The organism is Flagellimonas beolgyonensis, assembly GCF_003992615.1.
GTDB classification, from domain to species: Bacteria; Bacteroidota; Bacteroidia; order Flavobacteriales; family Flavobacteriaceae; genus Flagellimonas; species Flagellimonas beolgyonensis.
The window spans coordinates 19,611-44,440 of record NZ_RZMY01000017.1 but is presented as its reverse complement, the minus strand read 5'-3'; the positions used below and the strand labels follow the sequence as shown (position 1 = coordinate 44,440).

Genomic DNA, 24,830 nt, shown 5'->3' with positions numbered 1-24,830 from the left:
GCATGCTCGGACTGATCAAAAACTTGGGTCATGTTTTATATAGGATTTGGTTCTATGTGCTGGTAACGTTACCCATTCTTCTATTTTTTCCTTTTTTGTTGGCCCTCACGCTTTCCGAACACACCTATCCCCAATTTTTTTGGCTGGCAAGAAATTTTTGGGCACGCCCCATTTTATATGGCATGGGATGCATTCCCATCATCAAAAGGGAGCAACGCATGGTGAAGGGCAAGAGCTATATGCTGGTGGCCAACCATACCAGTATGCTCGATATTATGCTCATATTGGTGGTGAGCCGCAATCCTTTTGTCTTTGTTGGAAAAAAAGAATTGGTGAACATCCCCATTTTTGGCTTTTTCTACAAAAGGGTGTGCATTATGGTGGATCGTGACGATGTGCGAAGTCGCACTGGGGTATACCGCAGGGCACAAAGGCGTTTGGATCAGGGATTGAGCATCTGTATCTTTCCAGAAGGTGGTGTTCCGGAAGAACATGTGGTCCTGGACCAATTTAAGGACGGCGCTTTTAAAATGGCCATTGCGCACAAAATCCCGGTGGTTCCCATGACCTTTTACGACAACAAAAAACGCTTTTCATTTACTTTTCTGAGTGGTGGCCCCGGCAGGGTGCGGGTCAAGGTACATCCGTTTTTCGAAACAGGTATTTTGGCGACGGAGGATACTTCCACACTTCGGGAGGAAGTTAGGGAAGTTATTCTACAGGAACTAAGTTCAAATTAAATTTTGACTCGATCAGGCTTTGGTCAAATTGGGAAGGGTTAGAACAATTGTATCGATGGTTTTTCCATTATCGGAACTGGTCTTTACTTCATTTTTTATATCATAGCCCTTTACCATGTTCAGCAGTTCCAAATGGTCTTTCCATCTTAAAATACCTTCCCTGTATTCTGGGAGCACGTTGTTTTTTGAATTATTCTTTTGACAGGAAACGGCAACGGTCACAAATTCCGAAGCTGCCCTAAATGCTATGTTGAAGTATTGTCCTTGGTGTTGGTTGAACATGGCGTGTTCAATAATATTTTCAAAGAGGGTATGTATGACCAAAGTAGGGATGCTCGCCTCTTGAAGTTTATCGGAATTTTTCTCCAAAGAAATATCATAGGAAAAAGCATCATCATACCTTAATTTTTGCAATTTGAGATACCAGTGGAGCATGTCTATCTCGTTATATAGCGAAACCGTGTCCTTGCCCAATTGTTTCAAATAAAATCGGATGAGCCTGCTAAAAGTGGATAGGTATTCCAAGGCCATTGGCTTGTTTTCGGAAGTAACAAAATATTGGATGGCGTTCAACGAATTGAAGACAAAGTGAGGATTGAGTTGTGAATTGAGGGCTTTGAGCTTCAGTTCCAACATTTCCTCCCGGATCTTGAACAGTTTATCCTGTTTATCCAACAGGGCCTTATTGGCACGGACACTTTTTATTTTGATGGCGCAAATGGATGCTATTGCAGTGAGCATTTTTAAATGCCTGGCGGTAAAAAAGTCTTTTTCTGGATGCTCGCAATCAATAACTCCAAATAGTTCCTCTTCATATAAAATAGGGACGCAAATCTCGGACAGCCTGTTTTCGTCGTCCCGGATATATCGAACATCCTTGGAGGTATCGTTGATGATCTCCGGAATTCCCGAGACTGCCACTGCTCCGGTAATGCCACTGCCCAGCGGGATTTCCAAATGGTTGAACAAGATTTTATCCTTAGGGTTTTTGGGTCCGTGCGCAGCTTCTTGCACCAAAACCTTCCGTTTTTCATCAAGGACATAGATCACACAGTCCACAAAATCCAATTGTGATATGCAGTTCTTGGCTACGTCCCACAGGATGTCTTCCTCATTTTCTTTGCCCAATAGTGATTTGGAAAAATAAATAAGAATATCTTCAAATGATTCGTCTTTCACGGCATTTGAGGTTAGTGTTGGGGTCAATGTACTAAAAATTTATAAATGAATTACTTACAAAAAAAGTGCCCCTCACCGATAGGGGGCACTTAAGTGATTGTCTAAAGGGACAATCTTCCTAACCAACTTCTTTATATCTAAAACTTGAATCGAAGACCACTATATACGCCAATGGAATACGGCCGGAAACTACCTGCGGTATTCGTAAACGTGTTCAATTGATATTTGAATACGGGCTCTAAATTGATTTGGAACTTGGGGGCAATCTCGTAATTGAAGCCCATTCCAAAATTGGCACTGAAATTAAAATTGTTCACATTATTGGCTTCTCCCATTTCGGTGACCAGTTCGTTGGATTCAAGCAATACGGCATTGTCCACGAGAAACAAGGAACTGAAACCGCCGATGAGGTCCATTCCAAATTTTCTGTCCATAAGGGTATAATTCAGTTCCAGTGGTACTTCGATGTACCCCAGTTGCTGAACCATTTTTCCATCCAAGGCGGGGGTTTCGTTCACAGCAATTTCCTTGGCACTGGCAACGTCCGAATTGGAAGGCACCTTTTTGCTCTGCACCACTATGGTCTCTGAATTTTGGCTGTAATCGATGTTGGCAAACTTGTCGCTGGTAGAGGACCGAAGTGAAGATGAAAATACAACATCGTTCGTATCATAGCCAAAGTTGACCTTGTGCACCCCGGACCGCACCTTCAGTTTTTTGCCAATTTCATAGCCCAGTGTAAGACCATAACTCAAATTAAGATTGCCCGACTTGGAATTGGAAGCAAAGTCGGAGTGTATGGGTGAGCCATTTCCCGATGCGTTGTAATAAACTGGAGCAACGGAAGGCCCAACGGACCACTTGCCGGATGAATTTGCTGCCACGGCATCCCTTTCCATTTCTTGTTCCTTAATGGCATCATAGATGGATATTTTGCCTTCTTCTTGGTTTTCAACGACTGCATCGGTTTCTTTTTCAACCTCGCTTTCATTGCCAATGGCATTGGGTTTTTCCCTTGTTTCATCATGTAGTGCAATGGCCTCTTTTTCACGATCCATGATGGTTTTGATCACACCGGCTTCTTGATCTTGTGCATTGGACAACCCATTTTCATTGGCATTTTCTTCCTTCAAATTAGCCGAAGCCAAACTTTTATCAGAAGCAATTGCCAAAGCATCTTTTTTGTTGGAATTTGATTTTTGGCCCGAAGTTTCGGCAACAATTTTTCCGATATCTGATGAAGATACAATAGGCTGATTTTCCTTTTCCACCACATCTTTTCGGGTCGTTGTATTCGCCACACTTTCTTCAACAGGGCTGTTTACGATCGCGCTTGGTGTTTCGCCGTTTGTTTTATTTTCTTTGCTGGAAACATTCGGATCGGTCACTTCGGTATCGGAAATAATCTGCTCCGTTTCTGTAATTTGGTCTTCAAAAGGATTGAACACCATCAGTAATAAAAGCATTGCAGCGGCAATGCCTCCCAAGGGCCACCAGATAGGCAATACCCGTTTTCGTTGTTTTTTGTTGTCCAAAGAGGCTTCTATGGAATTCCAGACCTTTTCGTCCGGAACTTCCCTAAAGTCCTGAAAACGTTCCTTGAACAATTGCTCTAATTTCTTTTTCCCCATCGTTGGTCTCTTTTAAGCAATGTTTATTTTGGTTTTTTCGATTTTATCCCTCAAAATGGATTTGGCCCTGGCCAAATTTGATTTTGAGGTGCCAGTGGATGTCCCCAACATCTCACTGATTTCCTTGTGGCTATATCCATCCAATACGTACAAACAAAATGTGATTCTGTACTTATTGGGCAGTTCCTGGATATATCCCAATAATGTGGACAAACGGATATCGGTTTGGTCCGTTTCCACCTCTACTTCTTCTTCAATATTTTCAGAAATAACATTCAAGTATTGATCCTTTCTGTATTTCTGTAGCACCGTATTTATGGTGATCCGCTTCATCCAACCTTCAAACGACCCTTGAAAACTGTACTGATCGATTTTGTCAAAAATGGTCATAAAACTGTCGTGCAGATTATCCTCCGCCTCAGTTCTGTTCCTGGAATACTTGAGACACATACCGAAAAGAATACCGGAATATCTCCGGTATAGTTCGGCCTGCGCCTGCCGTTTTCCTTTTTTGCAATTATGTATCAGCTCTTCAAGATCCAAATGTTGGTCAATTTTGGCTTGTTTCCCTAATTAGTTGTTCTTTCAGTTACCGGGATTGCATACTCAATATAAGTGGGATTACCATTCGCATCTTCCCCGGTGTAAAATTTGAATGTGTATTGGCCCGTGTAAATTACGCTGAATTTCATTGTGGCCACAACTTCTTCCAAAGCTTGTGTGCAGGCCCTGTCCTCATCGGTTAGGACGGAACCAACAACCACAATTTCCCGTTCGGTCTCTGCGGTTTTAGCCACATCAAACCCTTCGAAGAAGGTACAGCCATTTGGTCTGATGTAAGTTACGTTAATATCATAAGTATTTCCATATACAAATGATTCGGGCACATCTGCCTCAACAACGGTAAGTGCCGTAAAGTAAAAGTTGGGGGAATCATCGTCCAGTTCACAAGAGCTGAACAATGCCAATGCCACAAATAGGAATACGGGCATCAATACTTTTTTCATAACAAATCCTTTTTATCCCTAGATGTGCAGTAATGGCAAGGGTTGCGTAGGATTTTAAATGTCAAAAGTTAATTATCCTAAAAGGAAGGATGTCGGAACTACGATTTAACAGCGGTAATGGCTTCCTTTATCTTGTTCTCCAATTCTTCGGAAAGCTCTGGATTGTCCATTAAAAGTGCTTTTACGGCATCCCTGCCCTGACCCAATTTGGTGTCCCCATAACTGAACCAAGAGCCACTTTTCTTAACAATCTCATAGGCTACGCCCAAATCCAGGATTTCCCCAATTTTGGAAATGCCTTCGCCATACATGATGTCAAACTCAGCAGTTTTGAAGGGTGGTGCCACCTTGTTCTTGACCACTTTTACCCGTGTCTTGTTTCCTTGGACCTCTCCATCGGTATCCTTGATCTGCGTTGAACGTCTTATGTCTAAACGGACAGAGGCATAAAATTTAAGGGCATTACCCCCGGTAGTGGTTTCGGGATTGCCGAACATAACACCGATTTTTTCCCGTAACTGGTTGATGAAGATTACGGTACATTTGGTCTTGCTGATGGTGGAAGTGAGCTTTCGCAATGCCTGGGACATCAATCGGGCATGGAGCCCCATTTTGGAATCCCCCATTTCTCCTTCAATTTCACTCTTTGGGGTCAATGCGGCAACGGAATCCACAATAACAATATCAATGGCACCCGAACGAATAAGGTTGTCGGTAATTTCCAGTGCCTGTTCCCCGTGATCGGGCTGGGAGATGATCAAGTTATCGATGTCCACACCCAACTTTTTGGCATAAAAACGATCAAAAGCATGTTCCGCATCGATAAAGGCAGCAATACCACCGGCTTTTTGTGCTTCGGCAATGGCATGAAGGGTTAGCGTGGTCTTACCTGAAGACTCAGGACCGTATATTTCGATGACCCTGCCTCTGGGGTAACCGCCAACACCCAATGCGATGTCCAGTCCCAGTGATCCAGAAGGAATCACCTCGACATTCTCCACAACACTGTCGCCCATTTTCATGACCGCTCCTTTGCCGTAGGTCTTGTCCAACTTATCCAGGGTTAACTTTAGCGCCTTTAATTTTGCTTCTTTTTCGTTGCTCATCTTTCCAAATTGTTAGAGGGCTAAAATACCATTTCTTTCCACATACGACAAAAGGGACGCAACCTTTTTAATAACAACACATCTTCTAAATACTAACTCATATCCATAGAGCTATTGAGCTCAGATTTACAGGGTGGGGAAAAGTTAGCTGTGAAAAAGATATACTATTGAGCAAGGGCCTTCCACGGGAAGGCTCTTTCATTTTTGGGACTTGTACCCACCAAATGGTTTTTCTAATTGGCCCAACCAATCTGCACAATTCCATTTTGATCCTCTCAAAGGTTGTAAATCGGGAAGATAGCATTTCACTACTGCAACAAATTGTACTATATTTACCATGTAAATTATTTATGAACCCTTTTTAAGGAATTGGTTGACACTTCCTTAAATCAAGATACTATATATGGCGTGTAGCAGTTGTTCAACCGGGAAGGATGGACAACCGCGTGGGTGCAAGAACAATGGTACTTGCGGCACTGATGGTTGTAACAAGCTAACGGTCTTTGATTGGCTTTCCAATATGTCGTTGCCCAACGGTCAAAAACCTTTTGATTGTGTTGAGGTACGTTTCAAGAACAGTAGAAAAGAATTTTTTAGGAACTCGGATAACCTGACCCTGTCCATTGGCGATGTTGTGGCCACCCAGGCCAAGTCAGGACACGATGTGGGCGTAGTCACGTTGACCGGGGAGTTGGTCCGTGTACAGATGAAGCGGAAAAAGGTTTCACCGGACGACAAAACACTTCCCAAAGTGTATCGAAAGGCGACCCAACGGGACATCGATATTTGGCAGAAATGCCGTGATCGTGAGGAGGAAATCAAAAAACGATCCCGCGAAATTGCCATTGCCCTGAAACTGGAAATGAAGCTGAGCGATGTGGAGTTTCAAGGGGATGGATCCAAGGCCACGTTTTATTACACGGCAGAGGATCGGGTCGATTTTAGGCAGTTGATCAAGGATATGGCCAGGGCCTTTGGAATCCGAATAGAAATGCGCCAAATCGGTTACCGACAAGAAGCCCAACGTTTGGGCGGTATAGGATCATGCGGTCGAGAACTGTGCTGCTCCACTTGGTTGACCGACTTTAGATCGGTAAGCACGGCATCGGCAAGGTACCAACAATTGGCACTTAACCCCCAAAAATTGGCTGGGCAATGTGGCAAGCTCAAATGTTGCCTCAACTACGAACTGGATGTGTACCTCGAAGCCCTCAAAGATTTCCCACCATCCGACAGTAAGCTACAGACCAAGAAAGGAATCGCATTCTGCCAAAAAGCCGATATTTTTAAAGAGACCTTGTGGTTTTCCTATAAAGACGAACCTGCCAATTGGCATGCATTGACCAAGGATCAAGTGCTGGAAATTTTGGAACTGAACAAGAAGAACCAAAAAATCGAAAGCCTGGAGGATTATGCAGCGGACAATGTGAGCGAAGAAAAAACAACCTTTGAGAATGTGGTAGGACAAGACAGCCTGACCAGGTTCGACAGGCCAAAAAAGAAGCAAAGAAGAAATAAGAAACGCAGAAAATCGAAACCCAAAGCATCCAATAATGCGAAATAAGATGTTGTTTGTTTGTATGGCCTCGGTCGTTTTGGCTTCCTGTAACGATAATTTGGTCTATTCCGATTTCAGACCGATAAAAAATGGAAAATGGCAGATGGACACGCCTGTCAATTTTGAGTTTTCCGAACTCGATTCCACGGCCAACTACAACATGTTCATCAACGTTAGAAATGATGAAACCTACCCGTTTAGCAATTTATTTTTGATTACTGAGTTTGAATATCCGGATGGCAACACCATAAAGGATACCCTCGAATACAAGATGGCCCAACCTACCGGGGAATGGCTCGGCAAAGGCGTGGGCAGTGTGAAGGAAAACAAACTTTGGTACAAGGAAAACATCGTTTTTTCCCAATCTGGCGTATATAAGGTGAATGTTTTCCATGCCATGCGGAAAAATGGTGAGGTGGATGGCCTCCATGAATTGGATGGAATAACCGATGTTGGACTGGAAATAGAAAAAGTACCCAAATAACAATGGCAAAGACCAGACAAAAAAAACAGCAGGACTTTTTTAAGTTCATAAAATGGTTTTGGATTCTATTCGCAGTGGGCATTCTGTCCGTTGTATTGATTTTTCAACTGGCCTCATGGGGCGTGTTCGGCGAGATGCCGACTTTTGAACGGTTGGAAAACCCGGAAACGAATTTGGCCACAGAATTCATCTCTTCCGATGGAGTAACCTTGGGAAAATTATATTTAAATGATAATCGGACACCTGTTGATTACAATGAGTTGCCCCAAAATTTAGTAGATGCCTTGGTTGCTACTGAAGACGCAAGGTTTTTTAAGCATTCAGGAATAGATGCACGTGGCACTTTAAGGGCTGTAGCTTTTTTGGGAACAAAAGGTGGTGCAAGTACAATCTCCCAACAACTTTCAAAATTGTTGTTTACAAAAAAGCCTTCAGGAGGTTTGGAAAGACTTGTTCAAAAGGTTAAAGAGTGGGTTATAGCTACTCGACTGGAAAGACAATACACAAAGGAGGAAATCATCGCAATGTATTTAAATCAATATGATTTTATCAACAATGCAGATGGTATTCGTTCCGCAGCACGTATTTATTTTGGGAAGGAACCTTCAGAACTGAGAACGGAAGAATCGGCAGTTTTGGTAGGGATGTTGAAAAACTCATCGTTGTTTAATCCCATACGCAGGGAAGAATTGGTGAAAAACAGGAGGAATACTGTCTTGGCCCAGATGGCCAAATATGGCTATATCACCGAATCGGAAAAAGATTCCCTTCAGCAGACCGAGATGAAGATCAATTTCAGTCCGGAATCGCATAGGGAAGGATTGGCTACTTATTTTAGGATGTATTTACAAGGTTGGCTGAACAATTGGGTTGAGGAGAATCCGAAACCCGATGGGGAAAAGTACAATATCTACTTGGACGGTCTTAAGGTGTATACTACTGTGGATTCCCGTATGCAGCGCAATGCCGAAGAGGCCGTGCAGGAACACATGAAAAATTTACAGGCCGAGTTCTTCCATCAAAACACGCCCAAACGAAATCCTACTACACCATTCTTGGACATCTCTAACGGTGCAATTGATACCATTATGGATCGTGCCATGCGGAATTCGGAAAGATGGCGCCACTATAAAAGGGAGGGATTGTCCGAAAAGGAAATTGAGGCCACCTTCCACGAAAAAACAGAAATGACCGTTTTCGATTGGAATACTGATTCTTATGAAAAGGATACAATTATGACTCCAATGGATTCCATTCGTTACTACAAGACATTTTTAAGAACGGCCATGATGTCCATGGAACCCCAAACAGGGCACGTAAAAGCTTGGGTAGGCGGTATCGATTACAAACATTTCCAATACGACCTGGTTAAACAAGGCTCTAGGCAGGCAGGGTCTCTGTTCAAGCCTTTTGTGTATGCTGCCGCCATAGATCAATTGCGCTATTCCCCATGTTTCACCCTACCAGATAACCTATATAGTATTGAAGCAGGAAAACATGGAAACATGGAGGCATGGAGGCCCAAAAATTCCGATGGAAAGTATTCGGGTGAAAATATGACTTTAAAAAGTGCTTTGGCCAATTCAGTGAATACCATCACTGCACAGCTTATAGATAGAGTAGGACCCGGTTCTGTGGTTTCATTGGCTAAAAACATGGGAATTACCAAAGATATCCTTGCTGTGCCATCCATTGCCTTGGGTACACCTGATGTGAGTGTTTACGAAATGGTTGGTGCATTTGGAACCTATGCCAACCAAGGGGTATATGTAAAACCTGTAATGGTTACCCGTATCGAGGATAAAAATGGAACCGCACTTTATGAATACACTCCGGAAACAAAGGATGTGTTGAGCAAAGAAGTTGCTTATGCCATGATCAACCTTTTGGAAGGGGTGACACAATATGGATCTGGAGCTCGACTAAGACATACAGGTGCAAAAGACCAAACCGTGTACAAAGAGATCATAACAGGATACCCCTACGAACTGAACAATCCTATCGCCGGTAAAACAGGAACCACCCAAAATCAAAGTGATGGTTGGTTCATGGGCATGGTACCCAACTTGGTGACCGGCGTGTGGGTCGGCGGAGAAGAGCGTTCCATACACTTTTCGAGTATAACTTATGGACAAGGAGCTGCTATGGCCTTGCCGATTTGGGCCCTGTACATGAAAAAGAATTATGCTAATCAAGAATTGGGTGTCTCAAAAGAAGAATTTGTGGCTCCTGAAGAAATGACAATCAATATTGACTGTTCCAAACAGCAAGAAGATGAAATAGACACCGAAGACGATTTGGACGATCTGGATTTCTAACCACGGCATTTATTGAACGATTTGCCCCAAGCATATGCCAATTTGCTTGGGGCTTTTTTATTTATATCGTAATTTCAGGCAATCAAAAATGAGAATTGAATGATCAAGAAAACAGTTGCCAATGTACAACAGGCGCTACAGGGCGTTGAGGATGGTATGACCTTTATGTTGGGCGGTTTTGGCCTTTGTGGTATTCCTGAAAATGCAATAGCCGAACTGGTGCGTTTGGGTATTAAGGATATTACGTGTATCTCCAACAATGCCGGTGTGGATGATTTTGGTTTGGGATTGTTGTTGCAAAAGCACCAGATCAAAAAAATGATATCGTCCTACGTGGGCGAAAACGATGAGTTCGAACGCCAAATGTTGAGTGGCGAGTTGGAGGTGGAACTCACTCCCCAAGGAACATTGGCAGAAAAATGCAGGGCGGCCCAAGCTGGATTCCCTGCATTCTATACCCCGGCAGGCTATGGAACCGAGGTGGCCGAAGGAAAGGAAACTCGGGAATTCGATGGTAAAATGTACGTTTTGGAGCCTGCATTTAAGGCCGATTTCTCGTTCGTAAAGGCCTGGAAAGGGGATGAGGCCGGCAACCTAATATTTAAGGGAACGGCCCGAAATTTTAACCCGTGTATGTGCGGCGCAGCCACCATTACCGTGGCCGAAGTGGAGGAACTGCTCCCAGCAGGAAGTCTTGACCCCAATGAGATTCACATCCCGGGCATTTTTGTGCAGCGCATTTTCCAAGGGGAGAAGTATGAGAAGCGAATCGAACAACGAACCGTTAGAACTAGAAACTAATGTTAGATAAAAACGGAATAGCAAAACGAATAGCCAAAGAAGTAAAGGATGGGTATTATGTGAACCTCGGCATCGGTATACCCACCTTGGTGGCCAATTTTGTACGGGACGATATCAGCGTGGAGTTCCAAAGTGAAAATGGGGTTTTAGGCATGGGTCCCTTCCCATTTGAAGGGGAGGAAGACCCAGATATCATCAATGCGGGCAAGCAGACCATCACCACCTTGCCTGGAGCTTCCTTTTTTGACTCTGCCATGAGTTTCTCCATGATACGGGGGAAGCATGTGGATTTGACCATTTTAGGGGCCATGGAAGTGGCCGAAAACGGGGATATCGCCAACTGGAAGATTCCTGGAAAAATGGTAAAGGGCATGGGGGGCGCTATGGATTTGGTCGCATCGGCAGAGAATATTATCGTGGCCATGATGCATACCAACCGGGCAGGCGAATCCAAGCTCTTAAAACGTTGTACCCTACCCTTGACCGGAGTGGGTTGTGTAAAGAAGATAGTGACCAATTTGGCCGTTCTGGAAGTAACCCCGGAAGGCTTCAAGCTATTGGAACGGGCCCCAGGAGTTTCCGTTGAGGAAATCGAAAAGGCAACGGAAGGAAATCTCATTGTGGAAGGTGAAATTCCAGAAATGCAGATTTAGCAAATAGTAACAGTTTTTTTACAACAAAAAGAATTGATTACACAACATTAGTTTTAAATTGCCGTTTATCGGATTTATATTTGGTTATATCGATTTTTTCACCCAAATTAACACCTAATCCAAATTAACCATGGCCCTAAAATCTAATAACACAATGGACGAGAACGTACAGGTTTACAGAAATGATTTTTTTACAGGATTCATGCTTTTGATCAAAAAGCTTTTTATGCTTTAAAACCATAGATCAATTCCCCCTGAAAAATTTGGAGCCAACACTTTGTTAGGCTCTTTTTTTTGCGATACATTTAACGGAAACAACCGTAATGTCGCTTACCCTGCGTGCATGCACCAATGCTGATCTACAAACCCTGGTGAACCTGTCCAGGGATACCTTTATCGACGCTTTCGAAAAGGACAATGACCCCGATGATTTTAAGGCGTACCTGAAAAAGGCTTTTGCCCCCAATCAATTGGACAAGGAACTCAATGATCCGGACACCTTCTTTTATTTTGTTTTCGATGACAACGATTTGGTCGGTTATTGTAAACTGAACGTGGGAGCTGCCCAAACCGATGTACATGAAAAGGAAGCTGTGGAACTGGAACGTATTTATGTGCTTGGCGAACATCAGGGCAAACAAATAGGTGCTTGGCTATTGCAAGAGGTCGTTTGTTTAGCAAAAAAATGGAACAAATCCTTTGTTTGGCTTGGCGTATGGGAGCATAACCCGAAAGCCATACGATTCTACCAAAGGCACGGATTCACCAAATTTGGCGAACACCCATACTATATCGGAAACGATAAACAGACCGATTGGTTGTTGCGATTAGACCTTCAATAGTCTCCCCAAGAACATAATGTCCCCTTCGGCCCGCAACTTGTACCCAATGGAGTTTTCATAAGCAGCGTGGATTAAGAGCGAAATGGCCATGGCATTCACCTTGGTCAAGCTATTGGTCCGGTAAATCACATCCCGGATGGTGGAAAAGCTAACTTCGCTTTGGATGGCAATGTTGGCCAAGTCGTTTTTGGAGGTGTTTCGCCTCAAGATTTCGGAAAGCCGCTCACTGATCGGCCTGCCAAAATCATCCTCGTTAAAAATAAGATCACTGTTGATGACCAGACCCAGATTTTTGATGGAACCCATATAAAATTCATTTAGGATTGAACAATAATTGGTTGGGGTCTAATCCTATTTTCTATATTTGGCCTGTAACCCAATTACAGAAAAGCGATGGATTCGCTGCAGCTAGTGCATATTGCGTAACAATATTACACAATATAGAAAATAAATGTATATAATTAAGCAGTTAAGGCGGAAAAAAAATATCAGCCAATCCGAATTGGGCAAAGAAATAGGTGTTAGCCTGCGTACCATACAGCTCTACGAAAGAAAGGACGCGAACATTCCCATTAAGAACTTGACCAAAATTGCCGAGTATTTTGGGCTTACCATTGCCGAAATGTACATGCATGAGGTAAACGATATGGGCGAGGCCTATACCAACAAACAGCCCTTTACCAAACATGGTAGCGTTTTTTATCCGTTGGAACATGGAAAGTATTTGGTGATGGCACCTTTGGTGTTGATGGAATGGCACAAAAAGTACTTGGCCAGTTTAAAGGATGAGAAGGTACAGAATCCGTTTCAGGGTGGATTTATTGTCGATTTTTTGGCTGATGAACCCCACAGGATTTTTGAAATTTCCGGGGATTCCATGAACGATGGCAGTTTGGAGACCATTCCCAACAAAGCCTTTGTGCTGGGATTGGAAATCAAAAAGGAACATTTGGCACGAGACAAAGAAACCCATTGGAACCAGTCCTATGTCTTGGTTTGTGCAGATCGGATTATCTGTAAGCAACTTACAGGGTACGATAAGGCTACCAAGTCATTACTTTGCCATAATTTGAACACTTCCCCAGAATACCAGGATTTTGAGCTGCCCTTGGGCGAGGTCCTTCAAGTGTTCAAGGTGGTCAAGAAGCAGCTTTAACGGCATCCAAATGGGCTAAAACGGTTGCCAGACAGGTCTCTAGGTTCTTTTTTACTTCTGTTTCCCAAAACCGAAACACGGTATAGCCTTTTTCTGCAAGGGCGTTATTCACTTCCACATCCCGTTGGATGTTGCGCTCAATTTTTGGAATCCAAAATTCACGGTTCGTTTTGATCTTGTGCTTGCGCTCCTCCCAATTGTAACCGTGCCAGAATTCCCCATCGATAAAAATAACGGTCTTGTACTTTTTAAGGGCAATATCGGGCTTGCCAATAAGTTTTTTGTAGTCGATCCGGTATCGGTAGCCCGCTTCCCATAATGCCTTTCTAAAAGCCAGTTCGGGCTTGGTGTTCTTACCACGGATCTTGCCCATGATCTTGGAACGTTCCGGGGTGGTATAAAAACCACCTTCCTCGTTAAAACGGGGTACCTTAATGCGATCTTCGGAATAGGGTTTGGACATATCCTTAAGATAACAAAAAACCCAAACTCCGATCGGAATTTGGGCTTTCTTAGTGGTATAAACGATTTTCTTATCCCTTCACTGAGGCAGACAAGTACTCTCGGTTCATTCTGGCGATGTTCGTCAACGAAATGCCTTTGGGACATTCCACTTCACAGGCACCGGTGTTGGTGCAGTTTCCAAAGCCTTCCAAATCCATTTGGCGGACCATGTTCTGTACGCGCTCCACAGCTTCCACTCGTCCTTGCGGCAACAAAGCAAACTGGGATACCTTGGCTGAGGTGAACAACATGGCACTGGCATTTTTACAAGCGGCCACACAAGCACCACAACCGATACAGGTGGCTGCATCCATGGCTTCGTCCGCAGCGTGCTTATTGATCGGGATACAGTTGGCATCTACCGTATTTCCGGAAGTGTTCACGGAAATATAGCCACCGGCCTGCTGAATGCGATCAAAAGCACTTCGGTCCACGATCAAATCCTTGATCACTGGAAAGGCGTTTGCCCTGAAGGGTTCAATAACAATGGTGTCTCCATCGTTGAATTTACGCATGTGCAATTGGCAAGTGGTCACCAATCTATCCGGACCGTGCGGCTCCCCATTGATCTGTAGCGAACAGGTTCCGCAGATCCCTTCCCTACAGTCATGGTCAAATTCCACAGGTTCTTCGCCTTTGGCGATCAAATCTTCATTTAGGATATCCAACATCTCCAGGAAAGACATGTCCCCTTCTACACCATCTAGGGTATAATCTACTATTTTACCTGGTGAGGATGCGTCTTTTTGACGCCATATTTTTAGATATAATTTCATAGCGTTTTATTTGTAGGATCGTGTCTTCAGTTCAATATTCTCATACACCAAATCCTCTTTGTGCAATTTGGCATCTTTGGGCTCGCCCACGTATTCCCAAGCGGCCACATATTTAAAGTTCTTGTCGTCACGCAGTGCCTCTCCTTCCTCGGTTTGGTATTCCTCACGGAAGTGACCTCCACAGGATTCATTTCGATGGAGTGCATCTTTCGCAAACAATTCACCAAGCTCCAAGAAGTCGGCGACCCTTCCGGCTTTTTCCAATTCCTGGTTTTTGGATTCGATGCTTCCTGTCACCTTTACGTTTTCCCAGAAATCTTTACGAAGCTCAGAAATTTCCTTGATGGCTTCTTCAAGACCTTTGGCATTACGGGCCATACCACATTTGTTCCACATGATCTTGCCCAGTTTTTTATGGTAGTAATCCACGGAGTGGATTCCGGAACCGGACATCAATTTTTCCATTCGTTCGCGAACCTGTTTTTCAGCTTCCTCAAACTCTTTGGAATCCGTAGGAATTTTACCGGTTCTAATATCGCTGGAAAGGTAATCGCCAATGGTGTAAGGCAATACAAAGTATCCATCGGCCAAACCTTGCATCAATGCAGAGGCACCCAATCGGTTGGCACCGTGATCACTGAAGTTGGCCTCTCCGGCAGCATAACAACCGGGGATGGTGGTCTGTAAGTTGTAATCTACCCAAAGTCCGCCCATGGTGTAGTGCACCGCAGGATAAATCTTCATTGGGGTTTTGTACGGGTTCTCGTCCACGATTTTTTCATACATCTGGAATAGGTTACCGTATTTTGCTTCGATGACCTCTTCACCCAATTTAATGATGGTGGCCTCATCCGGATTTTTAATACCAGAGGTCAGGGCCTTTTCCTTACCATATCGCTTGATGGCGGAAGCGAAATCCAAATACACGGCTTCGCCCGTCTTGTTCACGCCAAAACCGGCATCGCAACGCTCTTTGGCAGCCCTTGAAGCCACATCTCGGGGCACCAAGTTACCAAAAGCGGGATACCTTCTTTCCAAATAGTAATCGCGATCTTCCTCGGCAATTTGGGTAGGTTTTAATCTTCCCTCTCGGATGGCCACGGCATCTTCCATTTTCTTGGGCACCCAAATACGGCCATCGTTACGGAGCGATTCGGACATCAAGGTCAACTTGGATTGATGCTCTCCTGAAACCGGGATACAGGTTGGGTGAATTTGGGTAAAACATGGGTTGGCGAAAAAGGCACCTTTTCTGTGTGCTCTCCATGCAGCCATCACGTTGCTTCCCATGGCATTCGTGGAAAGGAAGAACACGTTACCGTAACCACCGGTGGCCAATACCACGGCGTGGGCACTGTGTCTTTCAATTTCACCGCTTACCAAGTCACGGGCTATGATTCCACGTGCCTTGCCATCCACCAAAACCAAATCCATCATTTCATGACGGGTGAAGGATTGGATTTTACCTCTATTGATTTGACGGTTCATGGCTGCGTAGGCGCCCAACAACAACTGTTGTCCGGTTTGTCCTTTCGCATAAAAGGTTCGGGAAACCAATACACCACCAAAGGAACGGTTGTCCAACATACCGCCATATTCACGGGCAAAAGGAACCCCTTGCGCCACGCACTGGTCGATGATGTTACCGGACACCTCGGCCAATCGGTAAACGTTGGCTTCGCGTGAGCGGTAGTCGCCCCCTTTTATGGTATCGTAGAACAAGCGATAGTTGCTGTCGCCATCGCCCTGATAGTTTTTGGCTGCGTTGATACCCCCTTGTGCAGCAATGGAGTGCGCCCTTCGGGGTGAATCTTGGTAGCAGAATGTTTTTACATTGTAACCCAATTCGGCCAGCGTTGCAGCAGCAGCGCCACCGGCCAATCCAGTACCCACGACAATGATGTCGATGTTCCTTTTGTTGGCAGGGTTAACAAGGTTGATGTCGTTTTTATGTTTGGTCCATTTGTCGGCCAATGGCCCAGATGGAATTTTTGAATCCAATATGCCCATAATTAATGTGTTATTGGGTTAAGATGATGGTAAATGGCTATAAAAGCAAATAGCAAGGGAACCACCACCGCAAATGTTTTGGCAATTCGTTTAATGTTCGGGGTATACTTGTTGTTAACACCCATGGATTGAAAGGAGGATGCGAATCCGTGCCATAGGTGCAGACTGAGCAACACAAAGGATACCACGTAGAGCACCGTTCTCCAGATGGGAGCAAACTTCTCCACCGTCTCATGATAGTAACGGGTTGGGTCTTCTGGATTGGCCTCCACATATTTGTAGGCCATTTCGTGTACCCAAAAATCATAAAAATGAAGTCCCAAGAACGCCAAGACCACTAAACCGGAATAGATCATGTTTCTGGAAACCCAAGGAGCGTTGGCACTCCCATTGTACTTCACATAACCAATGCTTCTGGCTTTTTTGTTCTGTATTTCCAAGACAAAGCCCATAACAAAATGGACGATTACACCAGCAATCAGGATGGGTTGCATCAGAAATTGAACCAATGGGTTGTAGCCCATAAAATGGGAGGCTTCGTTAAAAAAATCAGGGGAAATAACCGAAGCTAGATTGATGGTCACGTGCAGTAGCAAAAATGTGACCAAAAAAAGACCCGAAAGTGCCATCACGTATTTCCGGGCCAACGAAGATTTTATCAAACTCATTATAAGCTAGTTTTTCAACAAATTTACGGTACGGTCGAGTTATTAACAAACAATACTCAGGTTCGAACACCTTATTTAGAATCTTTATAAGGAAAAATTGGGTTTTAAACCAAAAAAACTCCCGAAGGAGTTTTGATTGTTGCCATAAGAACCCTTAATCAGTCCCATTCAAAAATGAAATTGCCGTATTGGATCGTTGAATCGGGATCAAAGCGCACCACATACCAAGCTCCTGAAATTTTTGCGTCGAATATGTCGTTTTCCATGACTCCTTCAAAATAGGAATGTTCGTCGGATTGGGGTATCTGCTGTGGATCTTCATCGCTGCAATAGGTACATAACCATAATTGAACAATGTTGTCCTCGATGGACCAAACCCCAACACCTTTCGAGTCTGGATTGTCGATTAGTTCTATTTCCAAGGTGCCATCGGCGTACAACTGCATTATGGAATTATATTCGACCACATCAGAATCGGGATTGTGGTTTCGGCCACCCACCCAAAAAGAATATTTCATTACACTGGTCACCGTTAGGCTGGTTTCCCAGGTTTGGGTGCCACTTTGTGCGATGACGGTTACTTTGTTTTCGCCTAAGGACAAATCTCTATCAATGGCAATGGAACCGGTGGTTTCATCGATTTTCAAACCTTGTACGGGAGTTTTTAAGGCAAAACTTCCAATTTCATTTGGCCAATTGATGGAAGGGGCGGGGATGGTTTCCTTTGCTCGAAAATCAACTTGAAATTGACTCATGCCATACCTAAAGGCCACATCGTTTGCATCATCCTTGCTACAGCAGACCAAGACAAGGGCGAAAAGCAGCAATACTATTTTAGATAATGAAAAGGAGTTTCTCATGGCAAATCAATTAAAGAAATCATCTGGTTTGCGCTTTCGTTATTGGGTCTCATAAGCAACATTGAAGCTAAAGATATGTTCCCCAACAGGTCGGTCGTAATAGATGGAGACTTCTAAGTTTTTGCCTATATAATTGTTGTCTTCCACCTTCACGATCTTTCCAATATTTTTTCCCATTGCAGCTGCAATGGCTGTTGCCCTGGAGTGGGCATCTTTCAGGGCATTGGTGTAAAGGGTTTGGTATTCACGCTGGTTGATGCCCAATAGGGCAATGGCATTCAAGCGTTGGAGCCCCAAGGATTTTATTTCCAAAAAGCCCCGCATTTTTTCGATGGATGTCGTGGTGTATTCGTACACGGCACCTTCTTTGTCATAGCCCATGGTTTCAAAGCCAAATTCAAAGGGGGTTTCCTTTATGTCTTCCCAGGCAATTCCCTTCGATTCCAAAGCCTTTTTAAAATGGGATTTTAAAGCTTCAAGGTCCATGCCGTCCGAAGCATAGCTCGAGAAGGCCGGGCTTAGCGATACGGTGGCTTTAAACGTAGGTGCGGGATCAACGTAAATGGCTTTGGCACTTACGGTGATGATGGTATTCTTCTCCTGACCTGTACCCAAAAGAGGCTGCAATGCGATAAAAATAATAAGCAACTTTTTCATAAAATGAGGATTGTATGTTATTCGGGAATTTTGAAATGAGCAATTAGCTCCTTATAGCTCATTTTGGAATAATCCAACGCGCTTTTTCCAGCGGCAGGATTCCCTCCGGGAATGATGATATATCTGTAATCATCATAAATGGGAATTTCTATATCGGAGCCATCAATGGAACTGATCCAGATGTAAATGTTCTGGTTCAGATCATTGATCTGGAAATCGTAATGCTGCATACGGAGGCCAAACAACGATTTTGGCAATGGTTGAATAATGGTGTATGCCTGGGTATACCGGCCATATACAGCAATGTAACCAGTTGCTTTTACTTCATCGGTCAATGCTTCTACATTTTCAATGGCAAAAGAGGCATTGACAGCTGCAATGGGTGAATCGAATCCGGATGGGATCCAATCGGAATAGATGACATTTGCCGTGCCGGTTTCCCCGGGTTCTCCCTGTGGGCCCGTAGGTCCCTGTTCCCCTTGTATACCTTGTGGGCCTGCAGGCCCTTGTTCGCCTTGCGGTCCGATCGCTCCATCCGCTCCATCATCTGGTGAGCAGGATAGGATTAGGGTTGCCAGCAAGGTGATTACAAAAATTGGTTTTTTCATCTCCTTTCTTTTTTATTATTGATAGTAGGGGGAACTTTGGTGGTAAGGGTTGACCTATTCGGGAATATTGAAGTGGTTGATGACCTCTTCATAGGTCATTTTTGAAAAGTCCAATTCTTGGCCCGACTTTCCTGAAGTGGAAACACCTCCTGGGATCAATACATAGCGATATTGCTGTAAAAATGCACCGTCGCCCACGCTTTCACCTTGTTCATTGCCCACAACGGAAATGATAATCTCTTCACTTTGGGCCCTGAAATAATAGGATTGTTGCCTGGCTGCTCCAAATACGATCGGCAGTTGGTAAACAATATTGCCGATTTCCGCATCTATTCGTCGCGCATAGACCAAGATGGTGCCAAAATTCAACATATCGGGATCGATTTCAGGCGCAGCTATGGAAAAGGATTCGGAGGTAGCAATAATGTTGTTGCCAAATTCGGTATTCACCCAATCCGAGTAAATCACGTTGGCCGTTCCGGGTTCGCCTTGCTCACCCTGTTCCCCTTGTGGTCCGGCAACACCTTGTTCCCCTTGTGGTCCTTGTGGTCCTTGTGGTCCAACAGCACCATCGGCTCCATCGTCCGGTGAACAGGAAATAGCCAAGGCCATAGACAAAACCATTGGCAAGAATACTTTAAATGATAATACGTTTGTTTTCATTTTTTTGTTTTTTGGGTTTCAATGGGCCAAATTAGGAGGATGGATACTGCGGTAATTTGCAATTGTGATTGGTAGTAGAATCAGTTTCGTCAGAAACCAATAATAATGTGCGGATCGATGAACGGAGATGTCCAATGTGTGAAAAGCCATCCATACGCAATAAATGCCGTACATACACCAATTGGTACCATACATCACGATGAAGGAAAGTGAACGGGGTTCAATCTTTAATTTGGAGAAAAAGAAGCACTAGATTATGAGGGCAATTATTGTGGACGATGAGGTTGCGGCCATAAACAGTTTATCGTGGGAATTGCGAAAATACCCGGATTTCATTTCTTTGATTGAGACATTTACCTCTCCCAAAGAAGCCATTTCGGGAATCAATTACCTTAAACCGGATTGTGTTTTTTTGGATATTGAGATGCCCGAAATGAGTGGTTTTTCACTTCTGGACAAGCTGGAATATCGCAATTTTGCCATAGTGATCACCACGGCCTACAACCAATATGCCATACAGGCCATTAAGGAAAGTGCAGTGGATTATTTATTGAAACCGGTGGATCAGGACGATATTGCCGGGGTCGTTCAAAAATTGAAAAAGTTGAACGGTTCACAAAACTTCCAACTACAGTTTGAACAGACGTTTGAGGCGCTTTCCAAGGCAAGTGCGCCACAAGTGGTTCAGATTCCGGTAAGTGGCAAAATTCTCTTCCTGCGTGTTGATGAAATTGTGTATTGTGAGTCGGACGGCAACTATTCCAAGGTCTTTTTGCAGTCGGGGGAACAATTGTTGGTTTCCAAAAAGTTGAAAGAGCTGGAGGACATGTTGCCCAACAGGGTCTTTTTTAGGATACACAACTCCTACATTGTACACTTGCTCAAGGTAAACGAGTACCTTCGGTCGGAAGGATATCTGGTTTTGTCCAACAATAAAAAGATACCGATTTCCCGAACCAAAAAGGATGCATTTTTAAATCGTATGGGCCAATAGCAAATGGGAGACACGTTGATCGATTTCCTCAAAGAAAGCAACCAAAATGGATTTGGTTTTTTTGTGGTGTCCGTGCTTTTCTACCTTTTTGTTTTCTTTCTGATCCAGTTCTTTCAGCACAAAAAACGATTTTATCTTTTTTACAGCCTCTATGCCCTCATGAACGGCATTACCCTGCTCAAGTATATCGATGGGGTCTTTTTTTCTGATTTTTTTCATACCCATGCCGGAAGGGTTTTTGTGGGATGGGTACACTATCCCACCCAATTGTTGGCCTCCATGCTGTTCAGTTTTTTTATTCTCGACATCATGAAGCTTAAGGAAAGCCACCCCAGGTTTGTAAAGTGGACATACAGGGCCTATTTTGGGGTGGGCTCCATATATTTACTCCTATGGGCCGTGCAATTGAACAATCCCAGATCGTATTTGATCGATTATTTTCACGGGTTCTTCTTCTTGCCCATGAGCCTGGTTGTTTTTGTTTGGGGTTTTTACTTGGTACTGCTGCAAAAACGAATGATCAAGTGGTACATTTTGTCCGGTATGTCGGCCCTTTTTGTTTCTTATTTGATCATCACCCTGTTCTCTTTTGAAAAGACCAGGGCCAACTCGGAGACCCTTTACATTTTTTACCTGGGCGTACTTGTGGAGAGCCTGCTGTTTGCATTGGCCATTGGCCTGGAACAGAAAATGGTATACAAGGAAAAAGCGGATGTGCAAAAAAAATACATCGATCAACTGGAAGAGAACCAAGTGATCAAGGAAAGCATCAACCGGACCTTGTCTGACGAGTTGTTGCAGACCAAGGCCGAGATCGAAGGGCTGAGCTCGGAAGCGCAAAAGGAACGCACGGAAAAACTGACCATGAAAATGGAGAACAAGTTTGCCCAGCTTCGGTTGGACGCACTCCGGAGCCAAATGAACCCCCACTTTATTTTTAATGCGCTGAATTCCATAAAATCCTATTTGATAGAGAACAATCAGGAAAAGGCCATTTATTATTTGGGGAGGTTTTCCAAACTGATCCGCGGCATTTTGGAAAGTTCCCGCCGTGATCTGGTTACCTTGGAAGAAGAAATGAACATCATTCAAATGTATGTGGAAATTGAAAGTGACCGATTTAAGAACAACATTGTTTATGAGACCCAAATAGAAAAGGACCTTTCAATAGATCATATTTTGATTCCATCTTTATTGCTACAGCCTTTTGTTGAAAATTCAATTTGGCATGGACTCACCACCAAAAAAGGACAAAAAAGATTGCAGATAACGGTTAATTCCCTTGAAGGATCGGCAGCATACCTGCAAATTTGTATTGAAGACAATGGTGTAGGGCGCAAAGCCTCTCAACTGCGAAACCATGAAAACCCCTTTAAGAGCAAATCGCTGGGATTGTCCATTATTCAGGATAGGTTGGAATTTTTCACCAAAAAATATTCTGGTGATTTTAAGTTCGATGTGGTTGATCTTATGGATGACAAAACCGGTGCGGCCTTGGGCACAAAGGTGGTGTTGACCATGCCCATTCTGATCATGGATGGCCATTCGGCCTAAAATAAAATTCCTGAAAAAGTCCTATAATCCAAAGATTTATACGAATTTGAAAGGGAAATTATGCCCAAAAATGGATATCGCGATCCTCTCAACAGGAGCCAATGTTTATTCCACAAAAAGAATTGCCGATGAAGTAGCGTTGGCCGGACATTATGTGGATCTGATCGACCATACCAAATGCTCGGTGAAGCTGGGCGCTGAAAAACCACAGATTTATTTTGGAGCGGATAATATTACAGAAGATTTCGACGCAATCATTCCAAGAATAGGCACCACGGTTACCCGCCATGGGGCAGCCATCGTAAAACAATTTGAATTGAACCATGTGTTCAGTACGGCCAGGTCTTCGGGTATTTTACAAGCTAGGAACAAGGTGACCACGCTTCAGATCATGGCCAAAAAGGGAATCCCAGTGCCGGAAACCGTTTTTTCCATCAACCCGGACAATGTAGAAGAGCAAATCGAGTTATTGGGCGGTCCACCGGTGATCATCAAGCTTCAGGAAGGCACGCAAGGTAAAGGAGTAATGTTGGCAGAGAGTAAAAAGTCGGCCAAATCTATTATTGATACACTTTACAATATGAATACCAGCATTTTGCTCCAACAGTATATAGCGGAAGCCAATGGAGAAGACCTCCGGGTGATAGTGGTTGGGAACAAAATTGTGGCCAGCATGAAACGGACCAGTGGGTTGGACGACTTCAGATCAAATGTGCACAGAGGGGGCAATATTGAACCGGTTCAATTAACGCCCAAAGAAAAGTTCATTGCTCTGAATGCGACAAAACACCTTGGACTTGGCATTGCAGGGGTGGATATGATCCGTTCCAATAATGGGCCTTTGCTCATAGAAGTGAACGCCTCACCCGGCTTAAAGGGGATTGAAACCGCAACCGGCATCAATGTGGCCAAACATATGGTGCAGTATGTGGAGCGGAATGCGTTTCGAAAATAAAGATATTTGTTGGCATACCGTTCAGGAACGAATTCTAGAGAGGTTGTTTGGAAATGGGTGCCATACCATTGCCAACCTGTGCCAAACTCCAATTTATGGCACTTTGTAAATCTGGAAATTGTCTGATCTTATTTCGGAAAAACATTTTTTCCAAGACCAAACTGGTCAAACCGCTTTTATTATAAGCGACAACGGAATAGTACTTTAATTTGTGCCTGTTTTTATAAAATTTGAGCCAATCCGTGGGGACAACCGAATAATCGTTGATGCGATTACTGATGTAGGCAACGGGCTTTCCTTTCCCAAGCACTTCATAAACGCATGCGATTACCCTTTCTGCGGCAGTCCAATCAAAAGTGGCCCCCTCGTTCATTTCGGAGATGACCAAACCATCAAAAAAATAAAAAGTACCGAACTCATATTCCCTAATTTCCTTGATATTTCTAAAAAAATCCAAATCCCGTACCCTTTGCATAGTGTTCCATTTTCATTTGGAACAAATGTAGTTTTCAACAAAGGTTGGATTCTAGGCTCTTTTATGGATGCCACCATGAAATTGGTAAAAAAGGGTTTTCAATTGATACGCTGAGGGCCAAGATTTTTGCGCATCCAGGATTGTGATTACTATTCCTACAACAATCAAAATAAACCCTGATTTTTAATCCGTTATAATGGATTGGGAGGACTATTTTTCCATATTTTTCAGTTGTATTCCCAGTGCCTTGGTAGAGAGTTGTACCTCCAAAAAGGAAAGAATGAGGGAAACCATCAACAACACCAAGCTGATGCCAAAACAGAGATTGGCCCAACCCGACATTTCCACATAGATCAAGAACATGGTAACGGCTGCCAGTAAAAAACTGACAATGGCCGAGGCTTGCATGTTTTTGATAATGCCCAATCGGTTTCGCAAATAATGGATCTGTTGCCGTAAGGGTTGTGCCGAAGTTTCTTCAAACTGTTTGTGCAATTGCCTGATCAGGGCCGCAATGGCCAAATAACGTGCATTATAGGCCAACATGGTCAAGGAAATGGCCGGAAAAAGCAAGGCAGGAATACTCAGGGTCAGTTGCATGGTACCGTTTTATTAGGGAAGGTAATCATTT

General features: G+C 43.8%; 27 protein-coding genes. 11 read left to right on the top strand and 16 right to left on the bottom strand.

Annotated features, from left to right (window positions below):
- Positions 1–2 precede the first annotated feature (2 nt).
- Positions 3–740, top strand: a complete 738-nt coding sequence (locus EO131_RS13410) for a lysophospholipid acyltransferase family protein (RefSeq protein WP_127023140.1) — start codon at positions 3–5, stop codon at positions 738–740.
- A gap of 12 nt (positions 741–752) precedes the next feature.
- Here EO131_RS13410 and EO131_RS13405 read toward each other — a convergent pair whose 3' ends face one another.
- The 5 genes from EO131_RS13405 to recA form a co-directional block, all read right to left on the bottom strand.
- Positions 753–1,919 carry a histidine kinase gene (locus EO131_RS13405; protein ID WP_241243853.1) on the bottom strand — a complete coding sequence of 389 codons (1,167 nt, stop codon included), beginning with the start codon at positions 1,917–1,919 and terminating at the stop codon, positions 753–755.
- Positions 1,920–2,056: 137 nt separating this feature from the next.
- Positions 2,057–3,550: a hypothetical protein gene (locus EO131_RS13400; RefSeq protein WP_127023134.1), complete on the bottom strand. Its 1,494-nt coding sequence runs from the start codon at positions 3,548–3,550 to the stop codon at positions 2,057–2,059.
- Positions 3,551–3,562: 12 nt separating this feature from the next.
- On the bottom strand, positions 3,563–4,093 hold the full coding sequence (locus EO131_RS13395; RefSeq protein ID WP_127023131.1) for an RNA polymerase sigma factor: 531 nt from the start codon (positions 4,091–4,093) through the stop codon (positions 3,563–3,565).
- Positions 4,094–4,119: 26 nt separating this feature from the next.
- A complete protein-coding gene (locus EO131_RS13390; protein WP_127023128.1) occupies positions 4,120–4,557 on the bottom strand; it encodes a hypothetical protein in 438 nt (145 codons plus the stop codon).
- A 98-nt stretch (positions 4,558–4,655) separates the two neighbouring features.
- Positions 4,656–5,663 (bottom strand): recombinase RecA, encoded by a 1,008-nt coding sequence (recA, locus tag EO131_RS13385; RefSeq protein ID WP_127023125.1) that lies wholly within the window; start codon positions 5,661–5,663, stop codon positions 4,656–4,658.
- A 403-nt stretch (positions 5,664–6,066) separates the two neighbouring features.
- On the opposite strand from recA, the gene EO131_RS13380 reads away from it, so the two are divergent.
- The 6 genes from EO131_RS13380 to EO131_RS13355 all read left to right on the top strand — a co-directional run bounded on the left by EO131_RS13380 (position 6,067) and on the right by EO131_RS13355 (position 12,319).
- Positions 6,067–7,227, top strand: a complete 1,161-nt coding sequence (locus EO131_RS13380; RefSeq protein ID WP_127023122.1) for a PSP1 domain-containing protein — start codon at positions 6,067–6,069, stop codon at positions 7,225–7,227.
- Positions 7,217–7,705, top strand: a complete 489-nt coding sequence (locus tag EO131_RS13375) for a gliding motility lipoprotein GldH (protein WP_127023119.1) — start codon at positions 7,217–7,219, stop codon at positions 7,703–7,705. Before EO131_RS13380 ends, EO131_RS13375 begins: the two co-directional genes overlap by 11 nt.
- A gap of 2 nt (positions 7,706–7,707) precedes the next feature.
- Positions 7,708–10,023, top strand: a complete 2,316-nt coding sequence (locus EO131_RS13370) for a penicillin-binding protein 1A (protein WP_127023116.1) — start codon at positions 7,708–7,710, stop codon at positions 10,021–10,023.
- A 99-nt stretch (positions 10,024–10,122) separates the two neighbouring features.
- Positions 10,123–10,824, top strand: coding sequence for a CoA transferase subunit A (locus EO131_RS13365; RefSeq protein WP_127023113.1), 702 nt, complete (start codon positions 10,123–10,125; stop codon positions 10,822–10,824).
- Positions 10,824–11,477 (top strand): CoA transferase subunit B, encoded by a 654-nt coding sequence (locus EO131_RS13360; RefSeq protein WP_127023110.1) that lies wholly within the window; start codon positions 10,824–10,826, stop codon positions 11,475–11,477. Before EO131_RS13365 ends, EO131_RS13360 begins: the two co-directional genes overlap by 1 nt.
- 323 nt (positions 11,478–11,800) lie before the next feature.
- A complete protein-coding gene (locus EO131_RS13355; protein ID WP_127023107.1) occupies positions 11,801–12,319 on the top strand; it encodes a GNAT family N-acetyltransferase in 519 nt (172 codons plus the stop codon).
- On the opposite strand, the gene EO131_RS13350 is transcribed toward EO131_RS13355, so the two are convergent.
- A complete protein-coding gene (locus EO131_RS13350) occupies positions 12,305–12,625 on the bottom strand; it encodes a hypothetical protein (RefSeq protein WP_127023104.1) in 321 nt (106 codons plus the stop codon). The genes EO131_RS13355 and EO131_RS13350 overlap by 15 nt on opposite strands.
- A gap of 145 nt (positions 12,626–12,770) precedes the next feature.
- Here EO131_RS13350 and EO131_RS13345 point away from each other — a divergent pair, with 145 nt between their 5' ends.
- Positions 12,771–13,475 carry a helix-turn-helix domain-containing protein gene (locus EO131_RS13345; RefSeq protein WP_127023101.1) on the top strand — a complete coding sequence of 235 codons (705 nt, stop codon included), beginning with the start codon at positions 12,771–12,773 and terminating at the stop codon, positions 13,473–13,475.
- On the opposite strand, the gene EO131_RS13340 is transcribed toward EO131_RS13345, so the two are convergent.
- From EO131_RS13340 to EO131_RS17300, 8 genes are all read right to left on the bottom strand, one after another.
- The gene (locus EO131_RS13340) at positions 13,459–13,938 is read right to left on the bottom strand and encodes a very short patch repair endonuclease (protein ID WP_127023098.1); all 480 of its coding nucleotides are present in this window, start codon (positions 13,936–13,938) and stop codon (positions 13,459–13,461) included. The genes EO131_RS13345 and EO131_RS13340 overlap by 17 nt on opposite strands.
- Before the next feature lie 70 nt (positions 13,939–14,008).
- Positions 14,009–14,755, bottom strand: a complete 747-nt coding sequence (locus EO131_RS13335; RefSeq protein ID WP_127023095.1) for a succinate dehydrogenase/fumarate reductase iron-sulfur subunit — start codon at positions 14,753–14,755, stop codon at positions 14,009–14,011.
- Positions 14,756–14,761: 6 nt separating this feature from the next.
- Positions 14,762–16,765, bottom strand: a complete 2,004-nt coding sequence (locus EO131_RS13330) for a fumarate reductase/succinate dehydrogenase flavoprotein subunit (protein ID WP_127023092.1) — start codon at positions 16,763–16,765, stop codon at positions 14,762–14,764.
- A gap of 2 nt (positions 16,766–16,767) precedes the next feature.
- Positions 16,768–17,433: a succinate dehydrogenase cytochrome b subunit gene (locus EO131_RS13325; RefSeq protein ID WP_417935635.1), complete on the bottom strand. Its 666-nt coding sequence runs from the start codon at positions 17,431–17,433 to the stop codon at positions 16,768–16,770.
- A 158-nt stretch (positions 17,434–17,591) separates the two neighbouring features.
- Complete coding sequence (locus tag EO131_RS13320) at positions 17,592–18,293, bottom strand: hypothetical protein (protein ID WP_127023086.1); 702 nt, start codon at positions 18,291–18,293, stop codon at positions 17,592–17,594.
- A 39-nt stretch (positions 18,294–18,332) separates the two neighbouring features.
- Positions 18,333–18,950, bottom strand: coding sequence for an SIMPL domain-containing protein (locus EO131_RS13315; protein ID WP_127023083.1), 618 nt, complete (start codon positions 18,948–18,950; stop codon positions 18,333–18,335).
- Positions 18,951–18,967: 17 nt separating this feature from the next.
- Positions 18,968–19,558 (bottom strand): collagen-like protein, encoded by a 591-nt coding sequence (locus EO131_RS17415; RefSeq protein WP_127023079.1) that lies wholly within the window; start codon positions 19,556–19,558, stop codon positions 18,968–18,970.
- A gap of 54 nt (positions 19,559–19,612) precedes the next feature.
- Complete coding sequence (locus EO131_RS17300) at positions 19,613–20,221, bottom strand: hypothetical protein (protein WP_206512895.1); 609 nt, start codon at positions 20,219–20,221, stop codon at positions 19,613–19,615.
- Positions 20,222–20,477: 256 nt separating this feature from the next.
- On the opposite strand from EO131_RS17300, the gene EO131_RS13295 reads away from it, so the two are divergent.
- The 3 genes from EO131_RS13295 (at position 20,478) to EO131_RS13285 (ending at position 23,724) form a co-directional block, all read left to right on the top strand.
- The gene (locus EO131_RS13295) at positions 20,478–21,215 is read left to right on the top strand and encodes a LytR/AlgR family response regulator transcription factor (protein WP_127023073.1); all 738 of its coding nucleotides are present in this window, start codon (positions 20,478–20,480) and stop codon (positions 21,213–21,215) included.
- A 3-nt stretch (positions 21,216–21,218) separates the two neighbouring features.
- Positions 21,219–22,769 (top strand): histidine kinase, encoded by a 1,551-nt coding sequence (locus EO131_RS13290; protein ID WP_127023070.1) that lies wholly within the window; start codon positions 21,219–21,221, stop codon positions 22,767–22,769.
- Positions 22,770–22,839: 70 nt separating this feature from the next.
- Positions 22,840–23,724, top strand: coding sequence for a RimK family alpha-L-glutamate ligase (locus EO131_RS13285; RefSeq protein WP_127023067.1), 885 nt, complete (start codon positions 22,840–22,842; stop codon positions 23,722–23,724).
- A gap of 34 nt (positions 23,725–23,758) precedes the next feature.
- Here EO131_RS13285 and EO131_RS13280 read toward each other — a convergent pair whose 3' ends face one another.
- Together EO131_RS13280 and EO131_RS13275 are read right to left on the bottom strand one after the other, a co-directional pair.
- Positions 23,759–24,199, bottom strand: a complete 441-nt coding sequence (locus EO131_RS13280) for a hypothetical protein (protein ID WP_127023064.1) — start codon at positions 24,197–24,199, stop codon at positions 23,759–23,761.
- A 210-nt stretch (positions 24,200–24,409) separates the two neighbouring features.
- Positions 24,410–24,799, bottom strand: a complete 390-nt coding sequence (locus EO131_RS13275) for a DUF2721 domain-containing protein (RefSeq protein WP_127023061.1) — start codon at positions 24,797–24,799, stop codon at positions 24,410–24,412.
- Positions 24,800–24,830: the final 31 nt, after the last annotated feature.

Coding starts and splice junctions, on each gene's coding strand:
- EO131_RS13410 (WP_127023140.1), top strand. CDS start 3: ATGCTCGGACTGATCAAAAACTTGGGTCATGTTTTATATAGGATTTGG.
- EO131_RS13400 (WP_127023134.1), bottom strand. CDS start 3,550: ATGGGGAAAAAGAAATTAGAGCAATTGTTCAAGGAACGTTTTCAGGAC.
- EO131_RS13390 (WP_127023128.1), bottom strand. CDS start 4,557: ATGAAAAAAGTATTGATGCCCGTATTCCTATTTGTGGCATTGGCATTG.
- recA (WP_127023125.1), bottom strand. CDS start 5,663: ATGAGCAACGAAAAAGAAGCAAAATTAAAGGCGCTAAAGTTAACCCTG.
- EO131_RS13380 (WP_127023122.1), top strand. CDS start 6,067: ATGGCGTGTAGCAGTTGTTCAACCGGGAAGGATGGACAACCGCGTGGG.
- EO131_RS13375 (WP_127023119.1), top strand. CDS start 7,217: ATGCGAAATAAGATGTTGTTTGTTTGTATGGCCTCGGTCGTTTTGGCT.
- EO131_RS13370 (WP_127023116.1), top strand. CDS start 7,708: ATGGCAAAGACCAGACAAAAAAAACAGCAGGACTTTTTTAAGTTCATA.
- EO131_RS13365 (WP_127023113.1), top strand. CDS start 10,123: ATGATCAAGAAAACAGTTGCCAATGTACAACAGGCGCTACAGGGCGTT.
- EO131_RS13360 (WP_127023110.1), top strand. CDS start 10,824: ATGTTAGATAAAAACGGAATAGCAAAACGAATAGCCAAAGAAGTAAAG.
- EO131_RS13355 (WP_127023107.1), top strand. CDS start 11,801: ATGTCGCTTACCCTGCGTGCATGCACCAATGCTGATCTACAAACCCTG.
- EO131_RS13350 (WP_127023104.1), bottom strand. CDS start 12,625: ATGGGTTCCATCAAAAATCTGGGTCTGGTCATCAACAGTGATCTTATT.
- EO131_RS13345 (WP_127023101.1), top strand. CDS start 12,771: ATGTATATAATTAAGCAGTTAAGGCGGAAAAAAAATATCAGCCAATCC.
- EO131_RS13340 (WP_127023098.1), bottom strand. CDS start 13,938: ATGTCCAAACCCTATTCCGAAGATCGCATTAAGGTACCCCGTTTTAAC.
- EO131_RS13335 (WP_127023095.1), bottom strand. CDS start 14,755: ATGAAATTATATCTAAAAATATGGCGTCAAAAAGACGCATCCTCACCA.
- EO131_RS13330 (WP_127023092.1), bottom strand. CDS start 16,765: ATGGGCATATTGGATTCAAAAATTCCATCTGGGCCATTGGCCGACAAA.
- EO131_RS13325 (WP_417935635.1), bottom strand. CDS start 17,433: ATGAGTTTGATAAAATCTTCGTTGGCCCGGAAATACGTGATGGCACTT.
- EO131_RS13320 (WP_127023086.1), bottom strand. CDS start 18,293: ATGAGAAACTCCTTTTCATTATCTAAAATAGTATTGCTGCTTTTCGCC.
- EO131_RS13315 (WP_127023083.1), bottom strand. CDS start 18,950: ATGAAAAAGTTGCTTATTATTTTTATCGCATTGCAGCCTCTTTTGGGT.
- EO131_RS17415 (WP_127023079.1), bottom strand. CDS start 19,558: ATGAAAAAACCAATTTTTGTAATCACCTTGCTGGCAACCCTAATCCTA.
- EO131_RS17300 (WP_206512895.1), bottom strand. CDS start 20,221: ATGAAAACAAACGTATTATCATTTAAAGTATTCTTGCCAATGGTTTTG.
- EO131_RS13295 (WP_127023073.1), top strand. CDS start 20,478: ATGAGGGCAATTATTGTGGACGATGAGGTTGCGGCCATAAACAGTTTA.
- EO131_RS13290 (WP_127023070.1), top strand. CDS start 21,219: ATGGGAGACACGTTGATCGATTTCCTCAAAGAAAGCAACCAAAATGGA.
- EO131_RS13285 (WP_127023067.1), top strand. CDS start 22,840: ATGGATATCGCGATCCTCTCAACAGGAGCCAATGTTTATTCCACAAAA.
- EO131_RS13280 (WP_127023064.1), bottom strand. CDS start 24,199: ATGCAAAGGGTACGGGATTTGGATTTTTTTAGAAATATCAAGGAAATT.
- EO131_RS13275 (WP_127023061.1), bottom strand. CDS start 24,799: ATGCAACTGACCCTGAGTATTCCTGCCTTGCTTTTTCCGGCCATTTCC.